This is a genomic window from Candidatus Ichthyocystis sparus, assembly GCF_900078745.1.
GTDB classification, from domain to species: domain Bacteria; phylum Pseudomonadota; class Gammaproteobacteria; order Burkholderiales; family 2013Ark19i; genus Ichthyocystis; species Ichthyocystis sparus.
The window spans coordinates 1-24,586 of the sequence record NZ_FKII01000081.1 but is presented as its reverse complement, the minus strand read 5'-3'; the positions used below and the strand labels follow the sequence as shown (position 1 = coordinate 24,586).

General features: G+C 46.1%; 23 protein-coding genes and 1 pseudogene. 17 read left to right on the top strand and 7 right to left on the bottom strand.

The window, feature by feature from the left end:
* Positions 1-330 precede the first annotated feature (330 nt).
* Positions 331-456, top strand: coding sequence for a hypothetical protein (locus A6733_RS09790; protein WP_278183923.1), 126 nt, complete (start codon positions 331-333; stop codon positions 454-456).
* Between the two features lie 229 nt (positions 457-685).
* Here A6733_RS09790 and A6733_RS09510 read toward each other — a convergent pair whose 3' ends face one another.
* Positions 686-835: a hypothetical protein gene (locus tag A6733_RS09510; RefSeq protein ID WP_242641614.1), complete on the bottom strand. Its 150-nt coding sequence runs from the start codon at positions 833-835 to the stop codon at positions 686-688.
* Positions 836-851: 16 nt separating this feature from the next.
* On the opposite strand from A6733_RS09510, the gene A6733_RS07975 reads away from it, so the two are divergent.
* On the top strand, positions 852-1,616 hold the full coding sequence (locus A6733_RS07975) for a glycoside hydrolase family protein (RefSeq protein WP_176696807.1): 765 nt from the start codon (positions 852-854) through the stop codon (positions 1,614-1,616).
* Positions 1,617-1,969: 353 nt separating this feature from the next.
* On the opposite strand, the gene A6733_RS07970 is transcribed toward A6733_RS07975, so the two are convergent.
* Positions 1,970-2,227: a hypothetical protein gene (locus tag A6733_RS07970; RefSeq protein WP_092460800.1), complete on the bottom strand. Its 258-nt coding sequence runs from the start codon at positions 2,225-2,227 to the stop codon at positions 1,970-1,972.
* A 914-nt stretch (positions 2,228-3,141) separates the two neighbouring features.
* On the opposite strand from A6733_RS07970, the gene A6733_RS09785 reads away from it, so the two are divergent.
* The 3 genes from A6733_RS09785 to A6733_RS08550 all read left to right on the top strand — a co-directional run bounded on the left by A6733_RS09785 (position 3,142) and on the right by A6733_RS08550 (position 4,042).
* Entirely contained in the window at positions 3,142-3,276 is a 135-nt protein-coding gene (locus A6733_RS09785) for a hypothetical protein (protein ID WP_278183921.1), read from the top strand.
* A gap of 115 nt (positions 3,277-3,391) precedes the next feature.
* Positions 3,392-3,559, top strand: a complete 168-nt coding sequence (locus A6733_RS09210) for a hypothetical protein (protein WP_176696805.1) — start codon at positions 3,392-3,394, stop codon at positions 3,557-3,559.
* 264 nt (positions 3,560-3,823) lie between these two features.
* Entirely contained in the window at positions 3,824-4,042 is a 219-nt protein-coding gene (locus A6733_RS08550) for a hypothetical protein (protein ID WP_242641613.1), read from the top strand.
* A gap of 1,090 nt (positions 4,043-5,132) precedes the next feature.
* On the opposite strand, the gene A6733_RS09780 is transcribed toward A6733_RS08550, so the two are convergent.
* Complete coding sequence (locus A6733_RS09780; RefSeq protein ID WP_278183920.1) at positions 5,133-5,264, bottom strand: hypothetical protein; 132 nt, start codon at positions 5,262-5,264, stop codon at positions 5,133-5,135.
* Between the two features lie 573 nt (positions 5,265-5,837).
* Here A6733_RS09780 and A6733_RS08545 point away from each other — a divergent pair.
* The 6 genes and pseudogenes from A6733_RS08545 to A6733_RS09900 form a co-directional block, all read left to right on the top strand.
* Positions 5,838-6,023, top strand: coding sequence for a hypothetical protein (locus A6733_RS08545; RefSeq protein ID WP_141663496.1), 186 nt, complete (start codon positions 5,838-5,840; stop codon positions 6,021-6,023).
* A gap of 2,669 nt (positions 6,024-8,692) precedes the next feature.
* Entirely contained in the window at positions 8,693-9,487 is a 795-nt protein-coding gene (locus A6733_RS10155; protein ID WP_242641612.1) for a hypothetical protein, read from the top strand.
* A gap of 236 nt (positions 9,488-9,723) precedes the next feature.
* Positions 9,724-10,380, top strand: coding sequence for a hypothetical protein (locus tag A6733_RS07935; protein ID WP_092460787.1), 657 nt, complete (start codon positions 9,724-9,726; stop codon positions 10,378-10,380).
* A 634-nt stretch (positions 10,381-11,014) separates the two neighbouring features.
* The gene (locus A6733_RS09775; RefSeq protein WP_278183922.1) at positions 11,015-11,137 is read left to right on the top strand and encodes a hypothetical protein; all 123 of its coding nucleotides are present in this window, start codon (positions 11,015-11,017) and stop codon (positions 11,135-11,137) included.
* A gap of 53 nt (positions 11,138-11,190) precedes the next feature.
* The gene (locus A6733_RS07930; protein WP_092460802.1) at positions 11,191-12,504 is read left to right on the top strand and encodes an RNA-dependent RNA polymerase family protein; all 1,314 of its coding nucleotides are present in this window, start codon (positions 11,191-11,193) and stop codon (positions 12,502-12,504) included.
* 351 nt (positions 12,505-12,855) lie between these two features.
* Positions 12,856-13,017, top strand: a pseudogene (locus A6733_RS09900) (glycosyl hydrolase); the annotation flags it as partial.
* Positions 13,018-13,364: 347 nt separating this feature from the next.
* On the opposite strand, the gene A6733_RS07925 reads toward A6733_RS09900, so the two are convergent.
* On the bottom strand, positions 13,365-13,622 hold the full coding sequence (locus A6733_RS07925; RefSeq protein WP_092460800.1) for a hypothetical protein: 258 nt from the start codon (positions 13,620-13,622) through the stop codon (positions 13,365-13,367).
* Between the two features lie 914 nt (positions 13,623-14,536).
* Between A6733_RS07925 and A6733_RS09770 the strand changes: the two genes are divergently transcribed.
* The 3 genes from A6733_RS09770 (at position 14,537) to A6733_RS08530 (ending at position 15,437) form a co-directional block, all read left to right on the top strand.
* On the top strand, positions 14,537-14,671 hold the full coding sequence (locus tag A6733_RS09770; RefSeq protein WP_278183921.1) for a hypothetical protein: 135 nt from the start codon (positions 14,537-14,539) through the stop codon (positions 14,669-14,671).
* A 115-nt stretch (positions 14,672-14,786) separates the two neighbouring features.
* On the top strand, positions 14,787-14,954 hold the full coding sequence (locus A6733_RS09205; RefSeq protein ID WP_176696805.1) for a hypothetical protein: 168 nt from the start codon (positions 14,787-14,789) through the stop codon (positions 14,952-14,954).
* A 264-nt stretch (positions 14,955-15,218) separates the two neighbouring features.
* The gene (locus A6733_RS08530) at positions 15,219-15,437 is read left to right on the top strand and encodes a hypothetical protein (protein ID WP_242641613.1); all 219 of its coding nucleotides are present in this window, start codon (positions 15,219-15,221) and stop codon (positions 15,435-15,437) included.
* A gap of 1,090 nt (positions 15,438-16,527) precedes the next feature.
* Here the strand turns inward: A6733_RS08530 and A6733_RS09765 are convergent.
* Positions 16,528-16,659, bottom strand: coding sequence for a hypothetical protein (locus A6733_RS09765; RefSeq protein WP_278183920.1), 132 nt, complete (start codon positions 16,657-16,659; stop codon positions 16,528-16,530).
* Positions 16,660-17,232: 573 nt separating this feature from the next.
* On the opposite strand from A6733_RS09765, the gene A6733_RS08525 reads away from it, so the two are divergent.
* The 3 genes from A6733_RS08525 to A6733_RS07890 all read left to right on the top strand — a co-directional run bounded on the left by A6733_RS08525 (position 17,233) and on the right by A6733_RS07890 (position 21,775).
* Entirely contained in the window at positions 17,233-17,418 is a 186-nt protein-coding gene (locus A6733_RS08525) for a hypothetical protein (protein WP_141663496.1), read from the top strand.
* A gap of 2,669 nt (positions 17,419-20,087) precedes the next feature.
* Entirely contained in the window at positions 20,088-20,882 is a 795-nt protein-coding gene (locus tag A6733_RS10150) for a hypothetical protein (RefSeq protein ID WP_242641612.1), read from the top strand.
* Between the two features lie 236 nt (positions 20,883-21,118).
* Positions 21,119-21,775, top strand: coding sequence for a hypothetical protein (locus A6733_RS07890; RefSeq protein ID WP_092460787.1), 657 nt, complete (start codon positions 21,119-21,121; stop codon positions 21,773-21,775).
* Positions 21,776-22,700: 925 nt separating this feature from the next.
* On the opposite strand, the gene A6733_RS09760 is transcribed toward A6733_RS07890, so the two are convergent.
* The gene (locus tag A6733_RS09760; RefSeq protein ID WP_278183919.1) at positions 22,701-22,832 is read right to left on the bottom strand and encodes a hypothetical protein; all 132 of its coding nucleotides are present in this window, start codon (positions 22,830-22,832) and stop codon (positions 22,701-22,703) included.
* Between the two features lie 511 nt (positions 22,833-23,343).
* Complete coding sequence (locus A6733_RS09755; RefSeq protein ID WP_278183918.1) at positions 23,344-23,478, bottom strand: hypothetical protein; 135 nt, start codon at positions 23,476-23,478, stop codon at positions 23,344-23,346.
* Between the last annotated feature and the right edge of the window lie 1,108 nt (positions 23,479-24,586).

Below are 24,586 nucleotides of genomic sequence, written 5' to 3'. Positions count from 1 at the left end.
GACCCACACCTTGCTGCAAATTTATCCCTCACCCGTCTAACCGCCAGGTCGAACCCTATGCCCACAGACCTGCAAGCGTAAAGACACGCGAGGGAAGTATAAGATCAAAGACGAGCGTATGGCGATAGTGGTCATGTGGTAGTGGCAGGACGCATGAGTGTGCGGCAGGGGAGCGAGGGGGTTCGGTCCTGGCTCGGTCGAGGACGCCGAAGTTCTGCGGTGGTGGCTGAGGCTTCGGGGGGCAGTTCCGATGGAGCCTTCCAGAATCGCAAGGCACAAATATCTTGATCTCAACTTTCCATATAACGGTTTGTTTTATTTACGGTTTGTATGTTAGATTGCTTACCTAGCGAGGCCAGCGTTAAGAATACGGACTTATCCAGTACCCAATTGGGAGGTGAAGGAAAGAATAGGAAGCAAGACTCTCCGTCTCGGAAACCTTCGATAGGGCCGTGAGTGTTGATGGCTTCCCATAGTCGTTAACTATGGTATGCGCGCCGCTCGCAACCATTGGTCATCTCTCTCTCTCAATTTCTGATTTGGAAGTCTTTCACTGATAGGCGCTGCTGAGTGACTTGACAGGTCCATGTGGTGCTTGATAAAATCGTTGTTTAAAGGTCAGAATTTCGACTCCTCCTCCATCGACATTGGCCTTCCTCCCAGGCCAGCCTTCATACATATATTATCACGCCCACCCAAAAATTTCATAAACGATGGCCCCAACACAGCTCATCAACCTCCTTGCTCTCTCATCCCTAGCTCTCCTGGCTGGTCTCGCACAGCCCACTACTGCTTCACCTGCCGCCTCTTCTGCTACATCCTCCAAGTCTCTCACGAGGGATGGTAGAAACATGGGTAGGGAGACTGGAGTTAATTCTGGTTCCAGTGCGGGAACCGGAAAAGTTGGGCTCGCATGGCCCAACGGTAATGATCCGGCCCTCGCCAACTTCAAGACGAATAATGTGTCGCCTGTCTACACCTATACTCCTTTCCTCCCCTCGCAAGCCAAAAGCCTCGGCTTTGATCCCATCCCAATGCTTTGGGGTACGACACAATTTGCGGACTTCCAACGCCTTGTTGTAAAGGGTTATGCAACGACTGTTCTTGGTTTCAACGAACCAAATGAAGCAGGACAGGCTGACATGTCGCCCCAGACCGCAGCCATGTATTGGAAGCAATATATCGATCCACTGAAGGATCAGGGCTATAGCCTCATCTCACCTGCGTGCTCCTCTGCACCCTCAGGAAAAACATGGATGATGGACTTTTTTGCCGCTTGTAGTGGCTGTCACTTTGACGGACTTGCGGTTCACTGGTACGGCACCTCGTCTCAGAGCTTCATTAACTATCTCATCGACTTCCACGACACATTCAATCTTCCTATCTGGCCCACCGAATTCGCTTGCCAGAACTTCAGTGGTGGAGGTCAATGCACTGAGGGCCAATCCTCCGACTTCATGACGACGGTCAAGGATTTTATGGATGGGACTAGTTGGGTTCCCCACTATTTCGCCTTTGGTCTTTTTCACATTTCGGATGATGAAACCGCACCAGTCTGGCATCTCATGGATGCCGACGGTCAGCCTTCTGAACTTGGGCTGCTGTACATCAATTAGAGTATTACTCTCTCCTATTCTAATCGATGCGCCACGTCTATGATGCATATTTACTTGGATTTGAGCAACTCTTTAGATCCTCATATATATATTCATTCCGAGTCCCATCACAAATTCATAACTGCTACTCTTGTGCAGGCACCTCAACCGCTGTTCTTTCTTTCTTTCTTTCTTGCTGCCCAGACTGTGTTATAGTTTTAGTACTAAACATTTCTAAATGTATCAGTATCAAGCGTCAAATCGTATTTTCTCTATTTCTCGGTGACTTACAGTACTCGTAGTTATCTACTATATTCAAAAAACTTGGGAACACGCTGGATGGCATGTCGGTGCCGCCCCTCGCTGTCCCATTATCAGTGTCTTGCAAATAACATAAGGCAGATCATATTCAAACTGCCTTGTTCCAATAAGACCGATGATTTACTATGTCTATAAATAGATCTCGTGACCAGGAAACGCGACAACTGAGCTTTTCCCCACTTTTGGACAGCTATTACTATTACCCGTAAATAGCGCGCATCTCCGGATGAAGGTGTCTTTCCGCCTATATGCAATGGTATTCCTATTCCCGACCCTCGAGGCCCTTCATTAATTTCATTCCCCACCGACATCTACCAAAATTCCCTCACACCCAGACCAACCGGCCATTTTTGTTTTCAATTTTTTTTTTCACAACTTTCGAACATTTCCAAATGCATTACTATGCATAACCCAGACGCCGTCCACTGAAGAGTTTGGGTTATGAGGACTTTGACTATATTTCTCATATGAGTCCTTGCATAAAAGCTACATGTATTTTCTCCTTCCATTGTCTTAATGTTACGTGTTACGCTCTACCATATACATATATATTACCATACACGAGAGGCAGAAGGCATGAAGGTACCCATAGAAGAAAGTTATAATAGCGATTCTACATTCCGAACATCTAAATGCCCTCGGCCCTGCTCTCAGTAATCGCAGTGGTATACTCAGGGGGTAGTTCACCCGACCTCAGCAAAGATTGCAGATACGTGATATAATCCTGTGTTGACTGCATCTGCTCTCTCAACTGCGCAACTTCCGTAAGACTACCCCTGGATCTACGGCGGTTTGTCCGTACCGCGAGTTCACGCAGCCGTCTTTCAAGATCAGCCCCCGGAAGTCTTTGACTTCGCCGTAGCCGCCACCACCGCCGCGCATCAACGTCCCCTGGGACATTGATGGGAGAAAGCGAGGTAAAAGTCGTAGTTTGGCCAATTTCCGCAGGAGTAGTAACTATGTTCGCCGGCCAATCATGACTCGTCAACCTGGTGTTGCTAACGTCCAGAGCTTCTCTTATCCCCATTCCTGTTGGGCTATCATCCGCCGCAGCATGATGTATCCTGTCGCCGTTGCTCTCTGAGCCCACGCTGGCGTGGCCGTGGCCACCACGGTGGTAATTGTCATATCTATTCAATGGGAACTTGATGTTTCGAGCGACTGGGTTCTGGCGTTGGATTGATGGTGCAGTTGAGGACTCACCAGAAGTAGGTACGGTGTTAGGATGTCTAATATTGTAGTCTATGGTCATCACGAAAGGGGCCACCGCTGCTGTTGTTGCTGTTGCGCCAGGCCTGGGTACTGTGGTACGCTTTCGATGGCGATAGAGTATAAAAAGGATGATAAAAAGGAGGATTAAAGCGACTGCCCCGACACTCCCTCCTACTATCGTTCTTATAGGGCTCCTCTCGTTTCCGGGAATGCTCGTTTGGCGTGGCAGGGCCGAATCGGAGGTTGCAGCACTAGGGCCCTGGGTGCTCCCTCGGAGAGGCGTCACAGGGCTAACCGTAGCAGGCCTGGACCACATGGTTCCGTTTGGGGGGCGTGTATTTGTATTAGAGGCGGTGGTGCTGATGGTGGGTAGTGGATTTGATGAAGAAGGTGTAAAAGGAGAGTCATCAAAACTGAAGAACGCCAATTAATGTTGAAGAAAGGAGAGGAAAGCCAGGTGCACAAACGTGTATATCGCATAATCAAAATTTGTGAAGGTATGGTAATCAAGTCCGGAGGTCGAGATATTAAGCATGTGGTCCGTATTTGGAAGATTTTCGCTTTGAAAAACTAGGACATTATACATTATATCTGTTGACAAGGAAGGGGCGTGACGATAATATCCAGCGTGCTCGTCGTCCAACGTAAAATTGCACTCTGCTAATGTCGTTATGGAGCCTCTGAATAGGATATATATGGTATTGGGAACGATGAAAAATACATATATGGCCGTTCCTGCAAGTGGGATGCCACCACAGTCGTTCGTTAGAGTTCGAACTTGCGATAAGACTAGTTGCAGTGATATATGCTCAGACCAACCTTTGAAACTCAATCCTATCGATGTATACCCGATTTGTGGTGTGTACGTCGCGGCATTGAAGGTCTGCTTAAATGCTTTGGTCTTATCGGGTTGAACCCCACAACCGGTGCACTCCGGCCCTTGCCAAATACCGGGGAGGTCGGGAAGGAACACAGGCTTCTTTCCTGTCACCGAGTCCCCAAACTCATCGTCAATCGTTCGATTTGACACGACCGCCACTGACCCATTGAACTGGGCGAGGAACGGGACGAATAGGACAGCAAAGAGCAAGCAGCAGCATAGCATGTCAGAATCTAGCGGTGGGAGAAATAGAGAACACTCAGGTGTGTTCAGACGTGCGCTAGTAGTCGCTAGTTGAGCCCTGTGGAGATCAGTCGGAGTTTGGGTTGATATTTAAAGTCTATGATTTAAATACGGGCTCTATGCTCTTTTTGATTCAAGAAAAAGGTGATCATCAGCATAAGTATACTTAGTAACGATGAGGGCTCGGCGATAGAACCTGGGATCTGGGTGATAATGAGGGAGTTTGAGGGTAGGGACTCCTGCTATTCAGTCTATGTACGAGAATGTAGTAGGAATGCCGTCAAATAGAATGGTAAACAGCGTCATGACTCATGAATGAGAGGATCTGCACGTCATTCGAATGCCAAGCAGAGATAAATGAACGCGGAAATCAACTAACTTGAGTTGGGAGTACTTTGAGACGGGAGTTCCCCTCTGCCACCAGTTGAGACGGGGCTGTCATCGATTCATCATTGTCTCTGTTTGATGGCCCTTGGGTCCGAATGAGGATAAACGTTGGAACCTAATTTAGGCAGTAAATTAATTAGTTAGAAGTTTTCATTATTTTGAGGCCGGACCCGTAGGGCTTAGAGCTCACAATGTCGCGCTGGGGGACTCTGGCGGGTGAAGATTGGGCGGGTGGGCCCAAACCCTGGTACGATCTTATCAGATGGTTCGCTCAGATCGATCACGCCGAGCAGATTTTCTAGGAGTTGTTGATGTGATCCGAGTTTTTGGGGGTGGGTGCAGGGGATTCTCGGGGCTCGAGAGGGTCCGTTTGACGATCCGAGAGTCACTCTGTCACACTCGTGTCTCGTCGCGAAGAACTATCGTTAGTAGTTACTCTGTCGTTACCGCCTCGCACTCTCGATTTCCTCAGCAGTCACTTGGCTAGCTTGACTTCAAAGTTGAGGACTATCCAGGGGGAAATCATACATTGACAGGTCTAAAACAATCATCAAACCAATCTCATATCCCACTTCCACGTTGCTTCCGTCATCAGGAAATATATCAACACACGTTATTGTACGCACACAAGCAACATCCACCCACACCCATATGCCACATATTCGCGAGACCCAGGTGCACTACCCACGTGGTCCCTACATTCTATACAAATAGGTGCGTCTTGACCGCCAACTACAAAAATAAATTTTGATGAGCTCTATATTTATATTTCCAGAGAATAAAGAGCTACTGACAGATTTCCTCTCCCTCCATATGTAATGGTATTCTCGCCCCTAGACCGTGCAATTCAATGGTACCATGATGAGTTGCGATGGCTTCTAATATTTTGATAACTGGGGTAGGAATACCGTTCTCAACCATTGAAAGTCTCTCACTTCTTTTTTGATTTAGAGTCCTTTCATCGATGGGCGCTGCTGACAGGCCCGTTTTTCTGACTGTAAAACCTGTTATTTAAAGATCAGAAAATTGGTGGGTTCAGTTACAGTCTTTTCCATTTCTCCCCTATCAACGTCTAGCTCCCCCTCCCAGACCCGCCTACATTCTTATAGTGTCCGGGAACTCACGCCCACACTCAAATAACATACACCATGGCCCCAATAAACCTCCTCAAATTTCTCACTCTCTCGTTCCTAGCCCTCATGGCCAGTCTCGCACAACCCACCACTGCTTCACCTGCCACTTCTTCTCCTACATCCGCCAAGCTTCTCGTGAGCGATGGTAGAAACACGGGTAGAGACACTGGGGGTAATCTTGGTCCCAATGCAGGAACGGGAAGGGTTGGGCTCGCATGGCCAGCGGTAACAATTTCTTTTTACTCATCATAGCACAATGTACGCGATCTACTGACACTGACTAGAAGCAGTCCGAGAAACCTACAGTCCGAAGAGAAAAGGGGCGCTACGTGGGGGCGAGGGGAACGGAATTCGTGGGGTGTACATAAGCTTGGAGAGACTGATGGGTTTTTGGTATGAGAGGACGATAGATAATATGTATGTGAAATCTGGGCAACATTTTTGCGCTCGATCAGTCTTCGACCAGCGACGGTTATGCTCAGTAAAAACAGAAGTCAGGTGATAGTCCTGCTAAAGTCATGTGAAGTCAAGCCTTTGACTTTACCTGACTAAATGACAAAATTTTTGACTATCACCAGACTACAACAAGTCAACCTTTAGTCAACCTTTAGTCATGATTTAGTCCTGCAAGCCTTACATGGTCATCCAGTAGAAATAATCAAATTGCTGCCATATACATCATCTATACCTAACTTATTTAGCCTCAACAGAAAGATAATATTATGGTTGCAACCAAAAATGCAAACCTGCTTTTCTTCATGCATTATACTCTTAAGTTTTTCATCTCTTCTCATTGTTTTTTCTTCATTCACTTAGATGGCTTATTATTCAACTCAATTTCTCATCCAACTTAGGTGTTTGACTTTTAACTGACTTTTAACTAACTTTGGTGTTTCAAACTTAGATTTTACATCATCTCACATGCTTACATTTGTATGTGATTACAAATTAAGGGCATGATCAGGTTTTTGAATTATGTTCAGCCGACAGGGTTGACTCACAACTTGACAATTTATATCCCAATAGTTGTTATGTTACATATCAATTGAGCTCAAAATACTCTAATATACTCTGATAGTAGTGTCTTGATGTATGCAGTCAATTTACATGAAAGTTGGACATGTAAAAATCTGGGGAAGAAATAATAATGCCCTTACAAGTTTTATGATGATACACTTTATACAATTTTGAAAAGTATAGATAAAGCCCTCTAAGTGTGAATTAATGATACAAGTTGTATAATTTTATACAATGCAAGATAAACACTCACCTTATACCTGGGAATATACTTAACTGTTATTAGGATACAATTTCATCCTTAAAACATAAAGGCAGAGTTGAAAAAGGGATATAAGTGTTTGAGAAGGACAATTAACATGACAGAAGTGAAACAATCTAGAAATTCAAACATGGAACTCTTGTGTTAGGCCTACATGCATGTATACTATGTTTGATATCTAGTCAATGAATTCCTTAGCAACAATACTGTAAATATCTTCATTACAAAATCTGATTGGAAAATGTGAATACCACTTGCTGAGTCAGCATGTGTTCTCGCGAGCTCAATGTCTTATCAATGTTGGTAATTAGCTGGCAACATGTGACATTATACCATTGATTAGGTAATAGTCAAATTTTGTGTACATCTATGACTTAAATATGACTACATATGACTTTATCATGACTTATTTGACTAACCATTTTTACTGAGGGTTATGCCTTCACTACAGTGAAGTGATGCGTAATGATGTGGAAGCAGGCAATTTGGTAGGTGAACTCCCAACAGATCATTGCTCAAGTGCTTGACTGTTAGATGATTGCCAGATTGCTAGATGTGATGAACAGTATGGAAGTATGGTGGTCATGATATGATCAAAGAGGAGAGTCTGTCAGCTCCTCATTGCATAATAAACTGACAAGCTCTCACACTTGACACTGGAGCTTTGAAGCACTGACACCCAGCATGCTAGTGATCAGGAGGACCATCCCCACGGAATACACCTGTTATCTACTGCCCAACCACTATGGAAGGAGTTCAAGAAAATCCACATAAGTATGCCCATGAAGTAGCCTTTAATCACCACACCACCTTCTAACCATAACAACTAATCAGCTGCAAGCAACAACCCCAAAAGCTATGAAGAGCCTAGTAAAATCTGGTCAATCTACATTTCTGAGGTGGAGAAATATGACAAGGCAGTGGCTGAAAGCTGGAAGGGTGACATGGATGGCATCCTTATATTTGTAAACACTCATCGTGACCTTTGTCTGCCCTGATGTTTACCCTTTGTTCTAGGCAGGTCTTTTCTCCACTGTCATGATGGCATTCATTATTGAGAGCTACAAGGGACTCAAGCCAGACCCAGAAGACATGACTGTTGCACTGTTAAGTCAGATATCTCAACAACTTGGGGCAATTTCAAATGGCTCTCAGGCCACTACCCCAACACCAGTGCTAAATTTGATGCCCTTTGTCCCTTCACCTTCTGCAGTGCACGTAAACATCCTGTGGTTCCTTAGCCTCGCATGTGCACTCACAGTGACCATTGATAGCCATTGAATGTTGTTCGTATTTCTTGTAAATGGTAAGAGCTCCCTCAAATAGGCCATGGTCATTGGTGCATACTTGTAGCATGGTGCAACAACATTCAGACTGATGGATGTTGTCAGAGCCATCCCTGTGCTCCTCCACATATCTGTTTGCCTGTTCTTTGTGGGGTTAGCCGGCACGTTCTGACACCATGGCTGTGAGCACCAACAGCAGCCAAGGGTTGGATCCACTTTTCGACACCTTTGTGGTCAAGGTTGACAGCACTTTGGGAAAAAGCAAAGGCCACTGGGTTAAAGCTCCAGCGGGAGCACTCCAGATGGAAGTTTGGCGGTCCACACATGTAGCCATACCCCGAACCACCCCCACTGTCATGAGCTCTTCCAACTCCAACTTTATTACCGCTCCTCCTGGAACAAAGTGCTTGCCAGGCTACGTCTACCAGGTGGTTTCTCCTACTCACACTCCCAATCCCCCTGCTTTGCCTGGGGGGCTGATGGTGGGCTCTGAGAATGCTAGTGGCTTTTGGGACACTGCTATACCTCTGGGACCACCTGATGTCACCGGAGTCGTGCTCTCCAGTCACAAATGCTCTGCTACCAGCGCTGCATCTGGCTCATCCGATTGTGCTCACAAACATACTCATCTCACTTCCGCTGCAGACTTCTCACCCACACATTTTTTGGAACCACTTAGTCCTGCTGCTATAATGGTCACTGCTGCTCCTATCATCATGTCTGAACCTAAGGGAAAAGGAAGGGTTGTCCACACTCCAATTTCCAGCCCACTCTCACATAACCCTCTCTTGCAGGCCAAAGACCCTCGAGCTATCCCGACTCCTTCTCCCACTATGAAAAATTTGACTTCTCTTCACACACATGATGGCAACACAGCCTGGGCGGCTGCAGAAGGGCTTACTCCTATCTCCAATGAATTTTTGGCACCTGGTTTTGTTCATGTCCTGCCCATCAGCAGGGTTACCTACAGTGTATGCACCCTGCATGCTAAGTCTCCTACTGGTACACGTAACGCCTCCCAATGGGACACACAGCCCAGCTCTAAAGAGAAATTGCCCATGCACGCTGCTAGCATGCATACTGTCCCCAGTTCTCCAAGGGCCCATAGGGTTTGTACCCTGCATCTTTCTCCCTGTGTTGCAGTGGGCTAACACACATACCGCCTTCTTATCACTTGGCTTCAGATACCGCTACTATTGACTGCCCTTCTGAGCACCAGTGTAGCAGCTTTCATGCACATATAGCTTCATAGGCTCCCTGTGTATGTTCTATGACTGATTGTCTTGCTGAATATTTCTAAACATTGTGCATATAGCCGGCTTCTTGCATACAGCACACTCTTGCATCTCCCGCTATCCTCATTCCCACTCGCTATTCAGACGTCATCATGAACAGTCCTGAGCCTCCTCTGGGCCAGGTACCACCCAACATACCCAGTGTAACTCATTGTACTGCATTACCAGGCTTGGGCCATCAGCATAGGGTCTCTTTCGAGCATCCGCCAGCACCAGCTCCAGTCACATCATCAGCAGAAGTTATTGTGGCTATAGTAGCGGCTGTGAATGCCAGCAGCCCCGTGATTGCTGCCTCTATGGGACAAGGGCTCTGGGCAGCCCCCAAAGCTGCGCGTGTCAAATCTGGACCTAGCTCATCAGCCCCAGTTTCTGGCAGGCAATTCTTTTCTCAGGCTATTACCACCTCCACAAACGAACTTCCTATTGCCATCATCAAAGAACTTAAGAATGGCTTCAAGAACTACAGGATGCCTTTGATACAGAGTTTGGTCTTAACAACAAAGGCAAGATTAAGCTTAAACAGAAAATGCTCATGGCGGCTAAGGATCACTACCTGTCCACTGATGACTTTACAGAAATCCAGGTTAACCTTATCCGGGGCCTTAAGAAATATCTTGTTCTGGGCAATGACACAGAGGCGGGAGTGCCATGGGCGCTTGATTGTGCCAAAATGTTTGTTGATTTCTTTACCTCCATCACTGAGTGCTCAGATTACACTTCAGAATGGCCTGGGTATCGCAGGTACATAATCAAATGCTATACATCTTGGGTTGGCCACAGGGACAACACCTACAGTATTTTCTTCAACAAGACTGCCTACCACAAGTACAAGATGAAGAATCTTGGACATCTAGCACTGGACCAATCTTGCAACAGGGGGCATGGAGCATATGGAGGTGGCTCTAATGGGTACTTCTTGTTACATTTTTCTTTTCTTTACTATCTTGAACACTTACACATCCCTCGCCCCCACCACATTTCTCTTACTCATTTCATCTTACTCATAACACTTACTGATACAGGGCCTGATTACTCATCTTTGACTCATTATGCTTGACCCATACAAACAGTGGTGGCTTATAGCATAAACCCATCATCCTTTCACCTCACGATTACCTCATTTCCATTATTTACTGAAACTAGTATAAATATGACTTAGAATATTCCTGTATTCCTCAGTCTTGACTTTATACAACATACATTGTTTACAACCAACTCAGAACACCGAACACACTTGATAACTCAACTTATATTCTTCAGATATAACATCATTTGAACCCAAATACTTCATCTTCACTCTTTGAGACTTAGTATATAGTTTAGACGATTGTTGCAAACAATTACCATAACATTTCTCTGGAAACCACTCTGGGGGAAACTCCAGTGGTTACTCTTCTGGGAAACACCATGGAGGACATGCTTATGGACATAATCACGGAGGGGGCTACCACAAGGTCAGTTTTGACCAAGCCAGCAGCAAAACTCCTTTCAGTGCTACCTTTGTAATGGACAACATGCTCACAAGGACCATCAAGGTGCCGTGAAGCACCTTATCCTTAATGAATTTGGAAAACAGGCTGACAAATCCCTCAGTAACAGAATCGTCTGCATATCTTTCAATGTCTCATCTTTTGGGTGCAAACGCGGACCAGCCTGCAATTTCAGTCACATGTGCTCCCTCTGCAGTGATCCCAATCACAGTTCCGCACGATGCTCCACTTGATCCTCTCTATCCTATTGTTACGAAACTTAAGGTGAACACTTGGGAACTTGCTTTATCAGACACTGGTGTCCTCCACAAATTTTCTGATATACCCACAGGCCTCCAATCAGGTTTTCTCTGTGGTTTAGAAAACTACTCGCTTTCCTGCACCTCCATCCTGCCCAACCATTTCACTTCCAAGGAGGACAAGGAGTTTGTTATCATGAAATACACTACTGAAATAGAAGAGGGTAGACTGTCACGAGGCTATGATCCCAACAAATTATTTTCTCTCATTGGACACTTCCGTACCACACCACTTGCTGTTATTACACAGGGCTCTGGAAAGAAAAGAATTATTGTAAACCACTCCTTCCCTAGGAATAAAAACAGTATTGCCTTGAACACTTTATTGCGTGACCCGACTGAAAAAATAATCATTGACCCAACTACAACTTCTATCAACACCATTATCAACTCTAAGAAATTCCAGTGCACATGGGGCTCCTTTTCGGAATGCTACCTTCTTGTTGCAGACACACCAGAGGGGATGGAGGCAGCAGTATTCGACATAGACTCAGCCTTTTGTAATATCCCCATCCACCCTCCCACCTGCTGTTTCCTTGCAGTCATGATCAAGGGCCTGATCCATCTAGACAATGTGCTGAATTTTGGGGCATCTTCATCCCCCGGTATTTTTGGGAGGGTCGCTGATGCCATGGTTAAAATTCTCCTAAGTAAAGGGATAGAGGCAGTCATAAAATGGGTGGATGACTTCATTATTTTTCGTTTCCCAAAGGGAAGGGCTGTCAATGGAACTTACTCTTTCAACTACTCCTCTGATCTTGTCTGGGACATCACAACGGATTTGGGCTGGCCTTGGGCACCGTCGAAATTTGTGGATTTTTCTTCTATGTTCCTGTACATCGGTTTTTGCTGGGATCTGGCTGCAAAACAGGTGGAACTCCCAGAAAACAAGAAAACAAAATATCTGGATCGCATTTCTAACTGGACACGAGGCTCCTTACTGGCAATCAAAGACGCAGAGTCGGTTATCGGCACTCTTAATCATGTGTGTCTTGTTGTACCTGGAGGCCACTCTCATCTCGTCTCTTTATATGAGTTCCGGGGGGGTTTTAAATCAGGATGTTTGAACCAAATCAAGCACTGACTACCGGCAGCAGCCTCGGATGATATCGCATGGTGGAGAGAGCATCTTAACATGAAATTTGTTGGGATCAAGATTGTTCGTCCACCCAATCCTCTGGACACTGTTCTTTTGTCGATGCGTCTACAACCTGGGGTATTGGGCTTTTACTGAACAGAGAATGGTTGGCATGGGAATGGATGGCCAACTGGCATACAGATGGCTGCGATATTGGTTGGGCCGAAATGGTGGCAGTGGAGCTGGCCGTTCACACTTTGATCTCAGGAAAATTCTCGAACTGTCATATAATTATCTGATCTGATAACAAGGGTGTTGTCGGGGCTCTAAAGGCGGGGCGGTCCAGAATCCTCCAACTTCATGACGACGGTCAAGGATTTTATGGATGGGACTAGTTGGGTTCCCCACTATTTTGCCTTTGGTCTTTTTCACTTTTCGGATGATGAAACCGCACCAGTCTGGCATCTCATGGACGCCGACGGTCAGCCTTCTGAACTTGGGCTGCTGTACATCAATTAGAGTCTCTCCTGTTCTAATCGATGCGCCATGTTTATGATGCATATTTACTTGGATTTGAGCAACTCTTTAGATCCTCATATATATATTCATCCCGAGTCCCATCACAAATTCACAACTGCTACTCTTGTGCAGGCACCTCAACCGCTGTTCTTTCTTTCTTTCTTTCTTGCTGCCCAGACTGTGTTATAGTTTTAGTACTAAACATTTCTAAATGTATCAGTATCAAGCGTCAAATCGTATTTTCTCTATTTCTCGGTGACTTACAGTACTCGTAGTTATCTACTATATTCAAAAAACTTGGGAACACGCTGGATGGCATATCGGTGCCGCCCCTCGCTGTCCCATTATCAGTGTCTTGCAAATAACATAAGGCAGATCATATTCAAACTGCCTTGTTCCAATAAGACCGATGATTTACTATGTCTATAAATAGATCTCGTGACCAGGAAACGCGACAACTGAGCTTTTCCCCACTTTTGGACAGCTATTACTATTACCCGTAAATAGCGCGCATCTCCGGATGAAGGTGTCTTTCCGCCTATATGCAATGGTATTCCTATTCCCGACCCTCGAGGCCCTTCATTAATTTCATTCCCCACCGACATCTACCAAAATTCCCTCACACCCAGACCAACCGGCCATTTTTGTTTTCAATTTTTTTTTTCACAACTTTCGAACATTTCCAAATGCATTACTATGCATAACCCAGACGCCGTCCACTGAAGAGTTTGGGTTATGAGGACTTTGACTATATTTCTCATATGAGTCCTTGCATAAAAGCTACATGTATTTTCTCCTTCCATTGTCTTAATGTTACGTGTTACGCTCTACCATATACATATATATTACCATACACGAGAGGCAGAAGGCATGAAGGTACCCATAGAAGAAAGTTATAATAGCGATTCTACATTCCGAACATCTAAATGCCCTCGGCCCTGCTCTCAGTAATCGCAGTGGTATACTCAGGGGGTAGTTCACCCGACCTCAGCAAAGATTGCAGATACGTGATATAATCCTGTGTTGACTGCATCTGCTCTCTCAACTGCGCAACTTCCGTAAGACTACCCCTGGATCTACGGCGGTTTGTCCGTACCGCGAGTTCACGCAGCCGTCTTTCAAGATCAGCCCCCGGAAGTCTTTGACTTCGCCGTAGCCGCCACCACCGCCGCGCATCAACGTCCCCTGGGACATTGATGGGAGAAAGCGAGGTAAAAGTCGTAGTTTGGCCAATTTCCGCAGGAGTAGTAACTATGTTCGCCGGCCAATCATGACTCGTCAACCTGGTGTTGCTAACGTCCAGAGCTTCTCTTATCCCCATTCCTGTTGGGCTATCATCCGCCGCAGCATGATGTATCCTGTCGCCGTTGCTCTCTGAGCCCACGCTGGCGTGGCCGTGGCCACCACGGTGGTAATTGTCATATCTATTCAATGGGAACTTGATGTTTCGAGCGACTGGGTTCTGGCGTTGGATTGATGGTGCAGTTGAGGACTCACCAGAAGTAGGTACGGTGTTAGGATGTCTAATATTGTAGTCTATGGTCATCACGAAAGGGGCCACCGCTGCTGTTGTTGCTGTTGCGCCAGGCCTGGGTACTGTGGTACGCTTTCGATGGCGATAGAGTATAAAAAGGATGATAAAAAGGAGGATTAAAGCGACTGCCCCGACACTCCCTCCTACTATCGTTCTTATAGGGCTCCTCTCGTTTCCGGGAATGCTCGTTTGGCGTGGCAGGGCCGAATCGGAGGTTGCAGCACTAGGGCCCTGGGTGCTCCCTCGGAGAGGCGTCACAGGGCTAACCGTAGCAGGCCTGGACCACATGGTTCCGTTTGGGGGGCGTGTATTTGTATTAGAGGCGGTGGTGCTGATGGTGGGTAGTGGATTTGATGAAGAAGGTGTAAAAGGAGAGTCATCAAAACTGAAGAACGCCAATTAATGTTGAAGAAAGGAGAGGAAAGCCAGGTGCACAAACGTGTATATCGCATAATCAAAATTTGTGAAGGTATGGTAATCAAGTCCGGAGGTCGAGATATTAAGCATGTGGTCCGTATTTGGAAGATTTTCGCTTTGAAAAACTAGGACATTATACATTATATCTGTTGACAAGGAAGGGGCGTGACGATAATATCCAGCGTGCTCGTCGTCCAACGTAAAATTGCACTCTGCTAATGTCGTTATGGAGCCTCTGAATAGGATATATATGGTATTGGGAACGATGAAAAATACATATATGGCCGTTCCTGCAAGTGGGATGCCACCACAGTCGTTCGTTAGAGTTCGAACTTGCGATAAGACTAGTTGCAGTGATATATGCTCAGACCAACCTTTGAAACTCAATCCTATCGATGTATACCCGATTTGTGGTGTGTACGTCGCGGCATTGAAGGTCTGCTTAAATGCTTTGGTCTTATCGGGTTGAACCCCACAACCGGTGCACTCCGGCCCTTGCCAAATACCGGGGAGGTCGGGAAGGAACACAGGCTTCTTTCCTGTCACCGAGTCCCCAAACTCATCGTCAATCGTTCGATTTGACACGACCGCCACTGACCCATTGAACTGGGCGAGGAACGGGACGAATAGGACAGCAAAGAGCAAGCAGCAGCATAGCATGTCAGAATCTAGCGGTGGGAGAAATAGAGAACACTCAGGTGTGTTCAGACGTGCGCTAGTAGTCGCTAGTTGAGCCCTGTGGAGATCAGTCGGAGTTTGGGTTGATATTTAAAGTCTATGATTTAAATACGGGCTCTATGCTCTTTTTGATTCAAGAAAAAGGTGATCATCAGCATAAGTATACTTAGTAACGATGAGGGCTCGGCGATAGAACCTGGGATCTGGGTGATAATGAGGGAGTTTGAGGGTAGGGACTCCTGCTATTCAGTCTATGTACGAGAATGTAGTAGGAATGCCGTCAAATAGAATGGTAAACAGCGTCATGACTCATGAATGAGAGGATCTGCACGTCATTCGAATGCCAAGCAGAGATAAATGAACGCGGAAATCAACTAACTTGAGTTGGGAGTACTTTGAGACGGGAGTTCCCCTCTGCCACCAGTTGAGACGGGGCTGTCATCGATTCATCATTGTCTCTGTTTGATGGCCCTTGGGTCCGAATGAGGATAAACGTTGGAACCTAATTTAGGCAGTAAATTAATTAGTTAGAAGTTTTCATTATTTTGAGGCCGGACCCGTAGGGCTTAGAGCTCACAATGTCGCGCTGGGGGACTCTGGCGGGTGAAGATTGGGCGGGTGGGCCCAAACCCTGGTACGATCTTATCAGATGGTTCGCTCAGATCGATCACGCCGAGCAGATTTTCTAGGAGTTGTTGATGTGATCCGAGTTTTTGGGGGTGGGTGCAGGGGATTCTCGGGGCTCGAGAGGGTCCGTTTGACGATCCGAGAGTCACTCTGTCACACTCGTGTCTCGTCGCGAAGAACTATCGTTAGTAGTTACTCTGTCGTTACCGCCTCGCACTCTCGATTTCCTCAGCAGTCACTTGGCTAGCTTGACTTCAAAGTTGAGGACTATCCAGGGGGAAATCATACATTGACAGGTCTAAAACAATCATCAAACCAATCTCATATCCCACTTCCACGTTGCTTCCGTCATCAGGAAATATATCAACACACGTTATTGTACGCACACAAGCAACATCCACCCACACCCATATGCCACATATTCGCGAGACCCAGGTGCACTACCCACGTGGTCCCTACATTCTATACAAATAGGTGCGTCTTGACCGCCAACTACAAAAATAAATTTTGATGAGCTCTATATTTATATTTCCAGAGAATAAAGAGCTACTGACAGATTTCCTCTCCCTCCATATGTAATGGTATTCTCGCCCCTAGACCGTGCAATTCAATGGTACCATGATGAGTTGCGATGGCTTCTAATATTTTGATAACTGGGGTAGGAATACCGTTCTCAACCATTGAAAGTCTCTCACTTCTTTTTTGATTTAGAGTCCTTTCATCGATGGGCGCTGCTGACAGGCCCGTTTTTCTGACTGTAAAACCTGTTATTTAAAGATCAGAAAATTGGTGGGTTCAGTTACAGTCTTTTCCATTTCTCCCCTATCAACGTCTAGCTCCCCCTCCCAGACCCGCCTACATTCTTATAGTGTCCGGGAACTCACGCCCACACTCAAATAACATACACCATGGCCCCAATAAACCTCCTCAAATTTCTCACTCTCTCGTTCCTAGCCCTCATGGCCAGTCTCGCACAACCCACCACTGCTTCACCTGCCACTTCTTCTCCTACATCCGCCAAGCTTCTCGTGAGCGATGGTAGAAACACGGGTAGAGACACTGGGGGTAATCTTGGTCCCAATGCAGGAACGGGAAGGGTTGGGCTCGCATGGCCAGCGGTAACAATTTCTTTTTACTCATCATAGCACAATGTACGCGATCTACTGACACTGACTAGAAGCAGTCCGAGAAACCTACAGTCCGAAGAGAAAAGGGGCGCTACGTGGGGGCGAGGGGAACGGAATTCGTGGGGTGTACATAAGCTTGGAGAGACTGATGGGTTTTTGGTATGAGAGGACGATAGATAATATGTATGTGAAATCTGGGCAACATTTTTGCGCTCGATCAGTCTTCGACCAGCGACGGTTATGCTCAGTAAAAACAGAAGTCAGGTGATAGTCCTGCTAAAGTCATGTGAAGTCAAGCCTTTGACTTTACCTGACTAAATGACAAAATTTTTGACTATCACCAGACTACAACAAGTCAACCTTTAGTCAACCTTTAGTCATGATTTAGTCCTGCAAGCCTTACATGGTCATCCAGTAGAAATAATCAAATTGCTGCCATATACATCATCTATACCTAACTTATTTAGCCTCAACAGAAAGATAATATTATGGTTGCAACCAAAAATGCAAACCTGCTTTTCTTCATGCATTATACTCTTAAGTTTTTCATCTCTTCTCATTGTTTTTTCTTCATTCACTTAGATGGCTTATTATTCAACTCAATTTCTCATCCAACTTAGGTGTTTGACTTTTAACTGACTTTTAACTAACTTTGGTGTTTCAAACTTAGATTTTACATCATCTCACATGCTTACATTTGTATGTGATTACAAATTAAGGGCATGATCAGGTTTTTGAATTATGTTCAGCCGACAGGGTTGACTCACAACTTGACAATTTATATCCCAATAGTTGTTATGTTACATATCAATTGAGCTCAAAATACTCTAATATACTCTGATAGTAGTGTCTTGATGTATGCAGTCAATTTACATGAAAGTTGGACATGTAAAAATCTGGGGAAGAAATAATAATGCCCTTACAAGTTTTATGATGATACACTTTATACAATTTTGAAAAGTATAGATAAAGCCCTCTAAGTGTGAATTAATGATACAAGTTGTATAATTTTATACAATGCAAGATAAACACTCACCTTATACCTGGGAATATACTTAACTGTTATTAGGATACAATTTCATCCTTAAAACATAAAGGCAGAGTTGAAAAAGGGATATAAGTGTTTGAGAAGGACAATTAACATGACAGAAGTGAAACAATCTAGAAATTCAAACATGGAACTCTTGTGTTAGGCCTACATGCATGTATACTATGTTTGATATCTAGTCAATGAATTCCTTAGCAACAATACTGTAAATATCTTCATTACAAAATCTGATTGGAAAATGTGAATACCACTTGCTGAGTCAGCATGTGTTCTCGCGAGCTCAATGTCTTATCAATGTTGGTAATTAGCTGGCAACATGTGACATTATACCATTGATTAGGTAATAGTCAAATTTTGTGTACATCTATGACTTAAATATGACTACATATGACTTTATCATGACTTATTTGACTAACCATTTTTACTGAGGGTTATGCCTTCACTACAGTGAAGTGATGCGTAATGATGTGGAAGCAGGCAATTTGGTAGGTGAACTCCCAACAGATCATTGCTCAAGTGCTTGACTGTTAGATGATTGCCAGATTGCTAGATGTGATGAACAGTATGGAAGTATGGTGGTCATGATATGATCAAAGAGGAGAGTCTGTCAGCTCCTCATTGCATAATAAACTGACAAGCTCTCACACTTGACACTGGAGCTTTGAAGCACTGACACCCAGCATGCTAGTGATCAGGAGGACCATCCCCACGGAATACACCTGTTATCTACTGCCCAACCACTATGGAAGGAGTTCAAGAAAATCCACATAAGTATGCCCATGAAGTAGCCTTTAATCACCACACCACCTTCTAACCATAACAACTAATCAGCTGCAAGCAACAACCCCAAAAGCTATGAAGAGCCTAGTAAAATCTGGTCAATCTACATTTCTGAGGTGGAGAAATATGACAAGGCAGTGGCTGAAAGCTGGAAGGGTGACATGGATGGCATCCTTATATTTGTAAACACTCATCGTGACCTTTGTCTGCCCTGATGTTTACCCTTTGTTCTAGGCAGGTCTTTTCTCCACTGTCATGATGGCATTCATTATTGAGAGCTACAAGGGACTCAAGCCAGACCCAGAAGACATGACTGTTGCACTGTTAAGTCAGATATCTCAACAACTTGGGGCAATTTCAAATGGCTCTCAGGCCACTACCCCAACACCAGTGCTAAATTTGATGCCCTTTGTCCCTTCACCTTCTGCAGTGCACGTAAACATCCTGTGGTTCCTTAGCCTCGCATGTGCACTCACAGTGACCATTGATAGCCATTGAATGTTGTTCGTATTTCTTGTAAATGGTAAGAGCTCCCTCAAATAGGCCATGGTCATTGGTGCATACTTGTAGCATGGTGCAACAACATTCAGACTGATGGATGTTGTCAGAGCCATCCCTGTGCTCCTCCACATATCTGTTTGCCTGTTCTTTGTGGGGTTAGCCGGCACGTTCTGACACCATGGCTGTGAGCACCAACAGCAGCCAAGGGTTGGATCCACTTTTCGACACCTTTGTGGTCAAGGTTGACAGCACTTTGGGAAAAAGCAAAGGCCACTGGGTTAAAGCTCCAGCGGGAGCACTCCAGATGGAAGTTTGGCGGTCCACACATGTAGCCATACCCCGAACCACCCCCACTGTCATGAGCTCTTCCAACTCCAACTTTATTACCGCTCCTCCTGGAACAAAGTGCTTGCCAGGCTACGTCTACCAGGTGGTTTCTCCTACTCACACTCCCAATCCCCCTGCTTTGCCTGGGGGGCTGATGGTGGGCTCTGAGAATGCTAGTGGCTTTTGGGACACTGCTATACCTCTGGGACCACCTGATGTCACCGGAGTCGTGCTCTCCAGTCACAAATGCTCTGCTACCAGCGCTGCATCTGGCTCATCCGATTGTGCTCACAAACATACTCATCTCACTTCCGCTGCAGACTTCTCACCCACACATTTTTTGGAACCACTTAGTCCTGCTGCTATAATGGTCACTGCTGCTCCTATCATCATGTCTGAACCTAAGGGAAAAGGAAGGGTTGTCCACACTCCAATTTCCAGCCCACTCTCACATAACCCTCTCTTGCAGGCCAAAGACCCTCGAGCTATCCCGACTCCTTCTCCCACTATGAAAAATTTGACTTCTCTTCACACACATGATGGCAACACAGCCTGGGCGGCTGCAGAAGGGCTTACTCCTATCTCCAATGAATTTTTGGCACCTGGTTTTGTTCATGTCCTGCCCATCAGCAGGGTTACCTACAGTGTATGCACCCTGCATGCTAAGTCTCCTACTGGTACACGTAACGCCTCCCAATGGGACACACAGCCCAGCTCTAAAGAGAAATTGCCCATGCACGCTGCTAGCATGCATACTGTCCCCAGTTCTCCAAGGGCCCATAGGGTTTGTACCCTGCATCTTTCTCCCTGTGTTGCAGTGGGCTAACACACATACCGCCTTCTTATCACTTGGCTTCAGATACCGCTACTATTGACTGCCCTTCTGAGCACCAGTGTAGCAGCTTTCATGCACATATAGCTTCATAGGCTCCCTGTGTATGTTCTATGACTGATTGTCTTGCTGAATATTTCTAAACATTGTGCATATAGCCGGCTTCTTGCATACAGCACACTCTTGCATCTCCCGCTATCCTCATTCCCACTCGCTATTCAGACGTCATCATGAACAGTCCTGAGCCTCCTCTGGGCCAGGTACCACCCAACATACCCAGTGTAACTCATTGTACTGCATTACCAGGCTTGGGCCATCAGCATAGGGTCTCTTTCGAGCATCCGCCAGCACCAGCTCCAGTCACATCATCAGCAGAAGTTATTGTGGCTATAGTAGCGGCTGTGAATGCCAGCAGCCCCGTGATTGCTGCCTCTATGGGACAAGGGCTCTGGGCAGCCCCCAAAGCTGCGCGTGTCAAATCTGGACCTAGCTCATCAGCCCCAGTTTCTGGCAGGCAATTCTTTTCTCAGGCTATTACCACCTCCACAAACGAACTTCCTATTGCCATCATCAAAGAACTTAAGAATGGCTTCAAGAACTACAGGATGCCTTTGATACAGAGTTTGGTCTTAACAACAAAGGCAAGATTAAGCTTAAACAGAAAATGCTCATGGCGGCTAAGGATCACTACCTGTCCACTGATGACTTTACAGAAATCCAGGTTAACCTTATCCGGGGCCTTAAGAAATATCTTGTTCTGGGCAATGACACAGAGGCGGGAGTGCCATGGGCGCTTGATTGTGCCAAAATGTTTGTTGATTTCTTTACCTCCATCACTGAGTGCTCAGATTACACTTCAGAATGGCCTGGGTATCGCAGGTACATAATCAAATGCTATACATCTTGGGTTGGCCACAGGGACAACACCTACAGTATTTTCTTCAACAAGACTGCCTACCACAAGTACAAGATGAAGAATCTTGGACATCTAGCACTGGACCAATCTTGCAACAGGGGGCATGGAGCATATGGAGGTGGCTCTAATGGGTACTTCTTGTTACATTTTTCTTTTCTTTACTATCTTGAACACTTACACATCCCTCGCCCCCACCACATTTATCTCTGCTTGGCATTCGAATGGCGTACTGATCCTCTCATTCATGAGTCATGACGCTGTTTACCATTCTATTTGACGGCATTCAAACTACATTCTCATACATAGACTGAATAGCAGGAACCTCCACCCTTAAACACCCTCATTACAACCCAGATCCCAGGTTCTAAGTACCACCGAGCCCTCATCGTTACTAAGTATACTTATGCTGATGATCACCTTTTTTCTTTGATCAAGAAGAGCGTAGAACCCGTATTTGGGCCACTGGCTTTATGTGTCAACTCAAACTCCGACTGATCTCCACAGGGCTCAACTGGCGACTACTAACGCACGTCAGGACACACCTGACTATTCCTCTCACCGCTAGATCCTGACATGCTATGCTGCTGCTTGCTCTTTTCTATTTTATTTGTCTTGTTCTTCACCCAGTTCAAAGAGTCAGCGGCGGTTGTGTCAAATCGAACGATTGACGACGAGTTTGGGGACTCGGTGACGGGGAAGAGGCCTGTGTTCCTTCCCAACCTCCCCGGCATTTGGCAAGGGCCGGAGTGTATCACTTGTGGGGTTCAACCCGACAAGACCAAAGCATTTAACCAGACCTTCAATGCTGCGACGTACAAACCAGAAATCGGGTATACATCGATAGGATTGAGTTTCAAAGGTCGGTCCGAGCATATATCACTGCAACTAGTCTTATTTCAAGTTCTAACTATCGACTGTGGTGGCATCCCACGTACAGGAACAGCCATATATGTATTTTTCATCGTTCCCAATACCGTACATATCCTATTCATAGGCACCATAGCGACATTAGCTGAGTGCAACTTCACATTGGACGACGAGCACGTTGGATATTATCGTCACGTCCCTTCCTCGTCAACAGATATAATGTATAATGTCCTAGTTTTTCAAAGCGAGAATCTGCCAAATACGGACCACATGCTTAATATCTCGACCTCTGGACTTGACTACAACACCTTCACAAATTTTGATTATGCAATATACACGTGTGTGCACCTGGCTTTCCTCTCCTTTCTCTAATATTAATCGGTGTTCTTCAGCTTTGACGACTCTCCTTTTACACCTTCTTCATCAAATCCACCACTCACCAGCAGCACCACCGCCTCTAGCGTAAATGTACGTCCCCCGAACGGAACCATGGGGTCCAGGCCTGTGGTTAGCCCTACCACGCCTCCTCAAGGGAGCACCCAGGAGCCTGGTGCTACAACTAATAAATCTCTACAAACCTCTAATTCGGCTCTGCCAAGCCAAACGAGTATACCCGGCAACGAGAGGAGCCCTATAAGAACGATAGTAGGTGGGAGTGTTGGGGCAGTCGCTTCAATCCTCCTGATCATCCTCCTTTTCATACTCTATCACCACCGAAAGCGTACCACAGTATCTAGGCCTGGCGCAACAGCAACGGCGTCGGCGGTGGCCCCTTTCATAACGACCATAGACTACAATTTTAGACACCCCAACATCGTACCTGCCCCAGGTGAGTCTTCAACTGCACCATCAATCCAACGCCAGAACCCAGCCGCTCGAAATGCCAAGTTCCCGCCAAATGGATATGTCAGCTCCCACCGTGGTGGCCACAGCTACGCAAGCGTGGACTCAGAGAGCAACGGCGACGAGATACATCGTGCTACGGCAGATGGTAGCCCAACAATAATGGGGATAAGAGAAGCTCTGGACGTTAGCAACACCAGGTTGACGAGTCATGATCGGCCGGCGAACATAGTTATTACTCCTGCGGAAATTGGCCAAACTACGACCTCTCCCTCGCTTGCTCCCATCAATGTCCCAGGGGACGCTGATACGCGGCGGTGGTGGCGGCTACGGAGAAGTCAAAGACTTCCGGGGGCTGATCTTGAAAGACGGCTGCGTGAACTCGCGGTACGGACAAACCGCCGCAGATCCAGGGGTAGTTCTACGGAAGTTGCGCAGTTGAGAGAGCAGATGCAGTCAACACAGGATTATATCACGTATCTGCAATCTTTGCTGAGGTCGGGTGAACCACCCCCTGAGTATACCACTGCGATTACTGAGAGGAGGGCCGAGGGCATTTAGATGTTCGGAATGTAGAATTGCTATTATAACTTTCTTCTATGGGTACCTTCATGCCTTCTGTTTCTCATGTACGATACTGCCTATATGGTAGAGCGTAACATATAACATTAAGACAATGGAAGGAGAAAATACATGTAGCTTTTATGCAAGGAACCACCTCACATACCCGACGGCAGCTCGCAGATCCTCAGACCGGTCGTGTGCGGCGTAGAGGACGGTGAACATGCGTTATGCTAGGTCACAATGAGGACAATGTCTGTCTTGTTTGGGCTGAGAGGAAGAAAAAGACGAGGGTGTACAACGGGGACAACCAATGGGATGAGATAATGGAAGCGGTGAGGGGGGAGAGCAGGGCCTGTTGGTCTGGGTGGGTGAGGGAATTTTGGTGGATGTCGGTGGGGAATGGAGTTAGTGAAGGGCCTCGAGGGCCGGGAATAGGAATACCATTGCATATGGGCGGAAAGACACCGTCATCCGGAGATGCGCGCTATTTACGGGTAATAGTAATAGC

What these genes read in the sequence shown, in the direction of transcription:
- A6733_RS09790 (WP_278183923.1), top strand. Translation starts at nt 331, where the DNA reads ATGTTAGATTGCTTACCTAGCGAGGCCAGCGTTAAGAATACGGACTTA.
- A6733_RS07975 (WP_176696807.1), top strand. Translation starts at nt 852, where the DNA reads ATGGGTAGGGAGACTGGAGTTAATTCTGGTTCCAGTGCGGGAACCGGA.
- A6733_RS07970 (WP_092460800.1), bottom strand. Translation starts at nt 2,227, where the DNA reads ATGTCGGTGGGGAATGAAATTAATGAAGGGCCTCGAGGGTCGGGAATA.
- A6733_RS09785 (WP_278183921.1), top strand. Translation starts at nt 3,142, where the DNA reads ATGTCTAATATTGTAGTCTATGGTCATCACGAAAGGGGCCACCGCTGC.
- A6733_RS08550 (WP_242641613.1), top strand. Translation starts at nt 3,824, where the DNA reads ATGGTATTGGGAACGATGAAAAATACATATATGGCCGTTCCTGCAAGT.
- A6733_RS08545 (WP_141663496.1), top strand. Translation starts at nt 5,838, where the DNA reads ATGGCCAGTCTCGCACAACCCACCACTGCTTCACCTGCCACTTCTTCT.
- A6733_RS10155 (WP_242641612.1), top strand. Translation starts at nt 8,693, where the DNA reads ATGAGCTCTTCCAACTCCAACTTTATTACCGCTCCTCCTGGAACAAAG.
- A6733_RS07935 (WP_092460787.1), top strand. Translation starts at nt 9,724, where the DNA reads ATGAACAGTCCTGAGCCTCCTCTGGGCCAGGTACCACCCAACATACCC.
- A6733_RS07930 (WP_092460802.1), top strand. Translation starts at nt 11,191, where the DNA reads ATGAATTTGGAAAACAGGCTGACAAATCCCTCAGTAACAGAATCGTCT.
- A6733_RS07925 (WP_092460800.1), bottom strand. Translation starts at nt 13,622, where the DNA reads ATGTCGGTGGGGAATGAAATTAATGAAGGGCCTCGAGGGTCGGGAATA.
- A6733_RS09770 (WP_278183921.1), top strand. Translation starts at nt 14,537, where the DNA reads ATGTCTAATATTGTAGTCTATGGTCATCACGAAAGGGGCCACCGCTGC.
- A6733_RS08530 (WP_242641613.1), top strand. Translation starts at nt 15,219, where the DNA reads ATGGTATTGGGAACGATGAAAAATACATATATGGCCGTTCCTGCAAGT.
- A6733_RS08525 (WP_141663496.1), top strand. Translation starts at nt 17,233, where the DNA reads ATGGCCAGTCTCGCACAACCCACCACTGCTTCACCTGCCACTTCTTCT.
- A6733_RS10150 (WP_242641612.1), top strand. Translation starts at nt 20,088, where the DNA reads ATGAGCTCTTCCAACTCCAACTTTATTACCGCTCCTCCTGGAACAAAG.
- A6733_RS07890 (WP_092460787.1), top strand. Translation starts at nt 21,119, where the DNA reads ATGAACAGTCCTGAGCCTCCTCTGGGCCAGGTACCACCCAACATACCC.